Source organism: Novipirellula sp. (genome assembly GCF_041583735.1).
Lineage (GTDB): Bacteria > Planctomycetota > Planctomycetia > Pirellulales > Pirellulaceae > Novipirellula.
On sequence record NZ_JBFHFD010000977.1, the window covers coordinates 1 to 2,133 of the forward strand.

Sequence of the window (2,133 nt, forward strand, 5' to 3'; positions counted from 1 at the left end):
CTCCCCTTCTATCTTGACGCAAGCTAGGACGTCGCGTGACTTCTCGGAAAGATTGGGCATGCCATTCACACGATAGACCACATGAGCGAGGGAGTCACCCTCGTTGACAGAACCAAGGATGGTTCGCGTAGTGGTAATGTTCTCATCTGGGGGTGGTGGTTCGCACATGTACTCGGCGAATGCTTGTACGGGTGACATCGCTTGGATCTCCGCAAGACTGGGCACGCGTTCAAAGATCATCTCGAAGAAGTCAGTGTTGCCGCTGCGATGAAACTTTGGTGATGCCGCGATGATGGATTTCCCAATACGCGTGGCACTTGGTTCGTGCACTACGTCAATCAAGGCCTTTTTGTCTGAGTTTGCCATCGCGTCGAAATACGCGCTGGCAGCAGCTTCGGGCGATTGGGCAGTACAGACCGCTGGCATCGATAGACAAAGGATAAGTAGTGCGAATTTCATGGCTTTGTGGCAGAACGCCCGGCATCACCGGGCGGGGAGAGTAAAGTTGTCCATTTCAAATCCGGCCGCAAGCCCCGCTCCGTGTGAATGCCATGGTTATCGGTAGTATAGATGGAAACCGTAAACGAGGTTGGCGCAGTGTCTACAGAATACTCAATGGCGGTGCTGAAGTTCTCGGCCCATGACAAATGGGACGCCGGTCAGAATGCTGACTACGAAGGAAATTGCGGTGGCAATGAGCGATACCGCGATAGCATGTCCAATGTTTGTAACCCCGTTGAACGCGAGCAGCAACAGCAGATAGCCAGTTCCTGAGACGATGGAAACCAAGACATTTGCTGTCCAAAATCGCGAGGTTGTTGAATGAGCTACTAACGCGAGCTACAGGACAGCGGCAAACGGAATTATGAACGCAACAGTTGCCATGTTCGATGCTCGTTTAGCTTTTCGACAATGATCTGCTGAACGTAAATCAATGTCCGATAACGGCGGGGTTGACCGGGGCCGAGCGAAAGATCAACCACTTCAAACGGACGCTTTCGAGGCCTCCGCGTCCAACCCATTGGTTCGTCGATTTCTAAGCCTTGTTTACTTGTTCGATCAGCCATCGACCGATGCGGTCTTCGACATCCTCTAGCGCGGGCAGCCTCCCGTAAATCTCGGAATCTTGTTCTAGTGTCAAGTTACCGTGATCAGAACTCTCATACAGCCTTCGTCCTTCGGACAGCGTTGAGGCAGAATCCGAGAAACCAAGTTGTACCATTCCCAGTTCCACCTCACCGTCGAACACGGATTCAAATCGAATGTAGTATCCGCTGGGAGCCTCTGAGCTCATGTAGCCAAACGCTTGGTGTGTTACGACGACCTCACGTAGCGGCCGCGGCATTGAGTCCAATGTGCCAACCAAATCGTCGTTCATCAGCCAGTAGTCTTCGTACCAACTGAAGAATCGCTCAAATGCATCATCAGGTGTCGGATCGTCACCAGTCAGTTTATGAATGATCTCGACGGCGGAGCTTGGCATTGAGGTATCTGGCGAACGGGAGTCTTGGATCGAATCTGGCCTGCAGGAGCAAAGACCGACAATGAGAATTGCAACAAGCGTAGCTGGCTTGAACGTTATTATTTCTTGTTTCGACGAACGGGAGCGATGTGCGGGCGGCGAACGGTGATCGAAACACTTTGAAAAACGATGCCGCCGCTCCGTCACCATCGCATGGTTATTGGATGGTAGCTGGATGGTAGTTGGATGGTAGTTGGGGGGAACCGTCGATTGATTTTCCAGTTCGGCGAATGTCAAAACGCCATTGTAGTTGAACGAAGCAAGACAGAGCAACATGCGACCGAGCAAGCAATCCGACCGAGCAAACATGTGCGCCCGAGCAAGCATGTGCGATCGAGCAAGCATGTGCGATCGAGCAAGCATGTGCGATCGAGCAAGTGTGTGGGCCGAGCAAGCGTTCGAGCATCCGCATCGACCGCGCAACAATCGACCGAGCAACGACGGCGCCACATCCAATAACGGGAGCGATGTGCGGGCGGCGAACGGTGATTGAACCACTTTGAAAAAACGATGCCGCCGCTCCGTCACCATTGCATGGTTATCGCAGATCGCAGCAAGCATGAATCCGTCACGGTTGCAGTGGCGTTCCGCCCCGTGGGTGGCCCGTCAAG

Annotated in this window: 3 protein-coding genes; 1 reads left to right on the forward strand and 2 read right to left on the reverse strand. The window is 53.2% G+C overall.

Annotated features, from left to right (window positions below; translation table 11 throughout):
* Positions 1 to 459 (reverse strand): hypothetical protein (locus ABX962_RS35215; RefSeq protein WP_372726326.1); only part of this gene is annotated, 459 nt, incomplete at its 3' end.
* A 138-nt stretch (positions 460 to 597) separates the two neighbouring features.
* On the opposite strand from ABX962_RS35215, the gene ABX962_RS35220 reads away from it, so the two are divergent.
* Positions 598 to 774, forward strand: a complete 177-nt coding sequence (locus tag ABX962_RS35220; RefSeq protein WP_372726327.1) for a hypothetical protein — start codon at positions 598 to 600, stop codon at positions 772 to 774.
* 262 nt (positions 775 to 1,036) lie between these two features.
* Here ABX962_RS35220 and ABX962_RS35225 read toward each other — a convergent pair whose 3' ends face one another.
* Positions 1,037 to 1,483, reverse strand: a complete 447-nt coding sequence (locus ABX962_RS35225) for a hypothetical protein (protein WP_372726328.1) — start codon at positions 1,481 to 1,483, stop codon at positions 1,037 to 1,039.
* Positions 1,484 to 2,133: the final 650 nt, after the last annotated feature.